The organism is Roseobacter sp. (assembly GCF_024639605.1).
In the GTDB taxonomy this organism is placed as follows: domain Bacteria; phylum Pseudomonadota; class Alphaproteobacteria; order Rhodobacterales; family Rhodobacteraceae; genus Roseobacter.
This window is the reverse complement of sequence record NZ_JAHEHZ010000188.1, coordinates 1-5525: the sequence shown is the minus strand read 5'-3', so window position 1 is coordinate 5525 and position 5525 is coordinate 1. Positions and strand designations below refer to the sequence as shown.

Here is a 5525-nt window from a genome sequence, read left to right as displayed (position 1 = left end):
TTTGCGGACCATGCGCTGCATTTGACCGGCCACAGGCTTTCGACATATCCCGCAGGATCGCTTCGCCCTTCGGTCGCGGCGCGCGCTTCAGCCGATACTGCCCAGGCCTCAGCCGCATCCCTCAGCTTGTCGCGGGTGCCATTCTGGTCGACCCAGCCTGCTGCAACCGAGTAAAGCGCGCCGCACTGCACCATACTTTCACTGATGGGCTGACCTGCAGACAGGGGCGCTGCGCTGCTCAGGACTACACCAGCCAGAAATGACATTCGGTTCACCGGGGCCTCCGTTTCAAGCGCCGGACCGTTTGTATCACATCAAAACGGCAAAATTCTGACCCGTCGCGTCAGACAGTTTTGCCCGTCTGAATCCAGCGGTTTGCCGCAGGCCGCGACGCCGCGCGCAGGCCGACGCTTTCGTGAACCCGCTCTGAACTGTCCTGCATCCGGATCCGTTTGCGGCGTGACACCAGCCATTTGCCGTGGCCCCGGAAAGTGCCCAGCATGGGCGCTGTCGGATCCTGCGGAAACCGCTGCATCCAGCCTTCGGGCAGCGGCAGGCCGCTGGCCTGCGCCCGGCCCAGCAGCCACACCAGCGGGATATTGGCCAGCGGGCGTGCCGCCTCATACCCGCCAAGCTGTCCACCGATGTCGCCATGGGTGCCCGCAAACCACATCTGCTCGACCCTGCCGCCGAAGCCTTCAGGCGTTGACCAGAGCACCGGCGCATAAGCCACGCGTGTCTCATCCATGGCCAGCGCATGGAATCCGGCCCTGACATTGTGGCTGAGCGCGTGGTTGTGAAAATCGTGCTTCTTGACGCTCAGCCGCCAGAGAAACGGCAGGTTAAGCCCCAGCGATTTGACCGTGTCCCACACTCCTATCATCTCAATTACAACCGTGTCGTGACACCTCGCACCCGAAAAGGCCCGCGCGGCGTCAGTGCCAGGATCGTTTTCATAGTGGCGGTAAATCTCGCGGATATTGCGCTCGGTTGCCTCTTCGGCACGCAGTAATCCCACCAGATCGATGATGCCGGCAAGACTGCGCACCGCATAGGCGCCGCGCGAATAGCCCATCAGGAAAATCCGGTCGCCGGGCTGGTAGCGCGACGCGAGATAACCATAGGCGCGGCGGATCTGGCGGTTGATGCCACGCCCTGCGAACACATCCATCGCCGTGCGCCAGTTGCTCCATTGCAGCCCCGGCTCATAATAGATGGAGACCCGACCGCCCGTCTCGCGCATCAGCTTATAGGTAATCCCGGCGTGCGTTTCATACCCGGGCTCCAGCGAGGACATCGTTCCGTCGAGAATGATCACATGGGTGACAGTCCCGCGGCGCGGCGCAAAATCGCTGGCCGGACGGCGCCATATCCTGCCCCGCAGCCAGCCAAGCAGGCCCTTATTGCGCTGCGATGTCCTCACTTCTGATCAGCTCCCAGACGTTATGAGGGGTGAAGGGCATGTCTGCCTGCCGCACGCCCCGCTCCCAGAGTGCATCCTGTACCGCATTGGCGACAGCAGCCAGCGCACCGACGGTGCCTGCCTCGCCACAGCCCTTCATACCCATGATATTGGCGGTCGAAGGTACCGGCTCGGAGGTGAAACTTATATGGGGAATGTCGCCCGCCCGCGGCAAGGCGTAATCCATAAACGATGCCGTGAGCAATTGTCCTTCGGTGTCGTACACAACCTGCTCGGTGATCGCCTGCCCGATGCCCTGAACAACCCCGCCATGCACCTGGCCTTCGGCCAGCATCGGGTTGATAAGGTTGCCAAAATCGTCAACGACGCAATAGCGGTCCACAGTGGTCACTCCGGTTTCGGGATCAATCACTACCTCAGAAATATGGCAACCGTTGGGAAAGCTGCGCGCGGGCAGTTTTGCGCGGGCCTCATGGCTCAGCAGGTCCTCGCGGCCGGCCGCGCGGGCCATTTCAGCAACCTCCAGCATCGTCGGCGTCAGGTTCGAGCCCTCCGCCCGGAACCGCTCGTCATCAAAGCTGATCTCAGCGGCCGGCACCCCCATTTCATCGGCAAGAAAGGCCTTGAAGGCTTCCGTCATCACATCCACGGCAGCCAGTGTCGCGTTGTTCTGCACGGTCACGGACCGCGACCCCCCGGTGCCGCCGCCTTTGGCAATCCGGTCGCTGTCACCCTGCACAACTTCAATGAGGTCAGCGGGAATACCCGTCTGATCCGACAGGAAACCGGCATAGACCGTCTCGTGCCCCTGACCTGTGCTCTGTGTGCCGACAAAGATCGTCACAGTACCATCCTCATTGAACGCAACACGCGCGCCTTCCGAAGGATCGCCCAAAATACTTTCAATATAGTAACAGATGCCAATGCCGCGCATCAGACCCTTCCCGGCATCTTCGGCACGGCGCGCGTCAAAGCCTGCAACATCCGCTTCCGCCGCCCCCCGCGCCATCACACGCGCGAAATCGCCCACGTCATAGGTCTCCCCTGTAGCCGTGTCATAAGGAAACTGGTCCGGTTTGATGAAATTGATCCGGCGCAGTTCAAAAGGGTCCACGCCAAGCTCGCGCGCGGCACGGTCCATCAGCCGCTCCAGCACATAAATCGCCTCAGGTCTCCCCGCCCCCCGATAGGCGTCGATCTGCACCGTGTTGGTGTAATAACCTTCGACCTGCAGCCAGGTGGTCTGCACATCATAGCACCCCATCAGCACCCGGCTGAAAAGCTGCGTCTGGATGGGCTGACCAAACTGCGAATTATAGGCGCCGAGGTTGCATTTGGTGCGCACCCGATAGGCGGTGATTTTGTTATTTTCGTCGAACGCAAATTCCGCCAGCGAAGTCAGATCGCGTCCGCCGTTGTCGCTCAGCATCGCTTCGGTGCGGTCCGACATCCAGGCGACCGGTGTCCCGAGGTCGCGCGTCGCATGGGCGCAGAGAAAATACTCCGGATAGGCAAAGGCCTTCATGCCGAACCCGCCGCCCACGTCCGGAATTGTCACATGTACCGCTTCCGGATCGAGGTTCAGGGCCTGCGCGATCTGCGCCTTATGCGCCCAGACGCCCTGCGCGCCCAGTGCCACATGCAGACGGCTTCCGTCCCATTCTGCCAGACATCCGCGCGGCTCCATCGCGTTGCAGATGATGCGGTTGTCACCGACGTCCAGCGAGACGCGTCGGGCGGCTTTGGCAAAGGCCGCCTCGGTGGCCGCTTCATCGCCCATGCCCCAGTCAAAGGCGCGGTTTTCCGGTGCCTCGGGGTGCACCAGCGGTCCGCCGGGCCCGAGATCGGTTTTGACGTCAAGATCATCATACTCAAGCTCAATGAGCTCTGCGGCATCCCGGGCGTTCTCCATGCTGTCGGCCACCACAAAGGCCACAGGCTCCCCGACAAAACGCATCCGTTCTTTGGCAAGAACCGGGCGCCTGGGGGCTGCCCCGTCTGTACCATCGCGATTTTTCACAACGGTCGCGTTCATGTTGATGTTGAGCCCTGCCGCTTCAAGATCGTCCACGGTATATACGGCGCGCACGCCCTTTGCCTCACGCGCGGCACTCACATCAAGGCCGGTGATCACGCCATGCGCAACCGGTGCGCGGAATACGACGCCCCGCAATGTACCCTGTGGGGCAATATCATCCACATAGCGGCCCTGACCGGTCAGAAACCGAACGTCTTCAACCCGTTTGACAGGCTGCGATTTGCCGAATTTGTCCATGGAAGAGATCCTTTTCAGGGGGAGAAGACTGTGCAGCGAACAGTAGCCTGGCACCAGCCCTTGTCCAGTCCGCCGGGCACTCAAAAGCGGAGCGATGGTGAAACCGGAACAGACCGACTGCATAATGGTCAGTGCCTACCTGCGGCAGGACTTGCGTTACGACGGAACTGACGACATTTCACCCCCGGCCAGGTCGGATGTCATTATTCAGGCGGGGGTTTTTCCCCGGACGCGTGGATAACCTTCGATGAGGACCCGGCACCGGCCGCGCAGGCTGCTTTCCGTCAACTGATGCACCCGAAGGGCTCTTTACGCCCGCCGCACTCGCAAACTAGGGTGTAAGCCGTGCAGCCCGGACGAAAGTCACTTTGGCGGGGTCTGCCAGTTGCGAGAGGGGTCTGCACATGAGCGACGCGAAAACCGGCCACGTGAGCTTCACGCAGATGAAAGACGGCACGGCGGAAGATTACGCCTTTCTGACTGAACACGAAGTTGAATATTCCAAGGGCACGGCATCGCGGCTTCTGAAAGCGCTGGTGAGCCTTGATGAGAGCCTGTCGGGCTATCAGATCACGCGTCTGGGCCACTCGCTGCAATCGGCCACGCGCGCCGAGCGCGACGGGGCGGATACCGACTGGATCGTCTCGGCGCTGCTGCACGACATCGGCGATATCTTTGCGCCTTATAATCACGACGAATATGCGGCGACGATCCTTCGGCCATTTGTGCGCGAGCAATGCGCCTGGGTGGTGGAAAAGCACGGCGATTTCCAGATGATCTATTACGGGCATCATGTCGGCGGCAATCCCGACAAGCGCGACGCTTACGAAGGGCATGTGTATTTCCACGACTGTGCGGAATTCTGCGAGCGCTGGGATCAGGCAAGCTTTGATCCGGGGTATGACACGCTGCCACTTGAGCATTTTGCAGCCCGGGTCGGGGAGATTTTCGCCAGAACGCCCTGGGACCCGGACGTGCTGCGCCCCGGTGTACGGGTGCCGCTCGTCGCCGGCTGAGGCGCAGGTGGCAGGGCAAGCCTCCGACCGGCCATCGAGGCCTGCCGGAGGCTGCCCGGCTCCGCCGCGCCCGGCGCAATACCGAAAACGCGATACGCGACCTTTCCCTTTGCGTTCTGCTCGGCTAGATCAGCGCTCAACATGTAGATGAGGGTGCGATCATGGCGCTGGACAAAACATTTGACGCAAAAGAGGCCGAAGACCGCCTCTATGCCGCCTGGGAAAAGGCCGGCGCCTTCGCAGCCGGGGCCAATGCCTCACGGACTGACACTTTCTCCATCATGATCCCGCCGCCCAATGTGACAGGTTCTCTGCATATGGGGCACGCTTTTAACAACACCCTGCAGGACATCCTGACGCGCTGGCACCGGATGCGCGGTTTCGACGTTCTCTGGCAGCCCGGAACCGACCACGCCGGCATCGCCACGCAGATGGTGACCGAACGCGAAATGGCCGCCAACGGTGAGCCCACACGTGCCGAGATGGGCCGCGAGAAATTCCTCGCCCGCGTCTGGGAGCAAAAGGTAAAATCCCGCGGCACCATCATCGGACAGCTCAAACGTCTGGGGGCCTCCTGTGACTGGTCGCGCGAGGCTTTCACCATGGGTGGAGCACCAGGGGACCCCGAGACAGGCCAGGGGCCCGATTTCCACGACGCGGTGATCAAGGTCTTTGTCGATATGTATAACAAGGGCCTGATTTACCGCGGCAAGCGCCTCGTGAACTGGGACCCGCAGTTCGAGACGGCGATCTCCGATCTTGAGGTCGAGAACATCGAAACCGACGGCTTTATGTGGCACTTTAAATACCC

General features: G+C 61.3%; 5 protein-coding genes. 2 read left to right on the top strand and 3 right to left on the bottom strand.

What is annotated here, in order from left to right:
* The 3 genes from Q0M35_RS16970 to Q0M35_RS16960 form a co-directional block, all read right to left on the bottom strand.
* Positions 1-275: hypothetical protein (locus Q0M35_RS16970; RefSeq protein ID WP_295317449.1), on the bottom strand; the 275-nt coding region annotated here is incomplete at its 3' end.
* Positions 276-343: 68 nt separating this feature from the next.
* Entirely contained in the window at positions 344-1423 is a 1080-nt protein-coding gene (locus tag Q0M35_RS16965; protein WP_295317448.1) for a DUF2235 domain-containing protein, read from the bottom strand.
* Entirely contained in the window at positions 1401-3698 is a 2298-nt protein-coding gene (locus Q0M35_RS16960) for a xanthine dehydrogenase family protein molybdopterin-binding subunit (protein ID WP_295317447.1), read from the bottom strand. The genes Q0M35_RS16965 and Q0M35_RS16960 overlap by 23 nt, the downstream gene beginning before the upstream one ends.
* Positions 3699-4102: 404 nt before the next feature.
* Here Q0M35_RS16960 and Q0M35_RS16955 point away from each other — a divergent pair, with 404 nt between their 5' ends.
* Together Q0M35_RS16955 and Q0M35_RS16950 are read left to right on the top strand one after the other, a co-directional pair.
* Positions 4103-4714, top strand: a complete 612-nt coding sequence (locus tag Q0M35_RS16955) for an HD domain-containing protein (RefSeq protein ID WP_295317446.1) — start codon at positions 4103-4105, stop codon at positions 4712-4714.
* 161 nt (positions 4715-4875) lie between these two features.
* On the top strand, positions 4876-5525 hold a 650-nt coding region (locus Q0M35_RS16950; protein WP_295317445.1), incomplete at its 3' end, for a class I tRNA ligase family protein.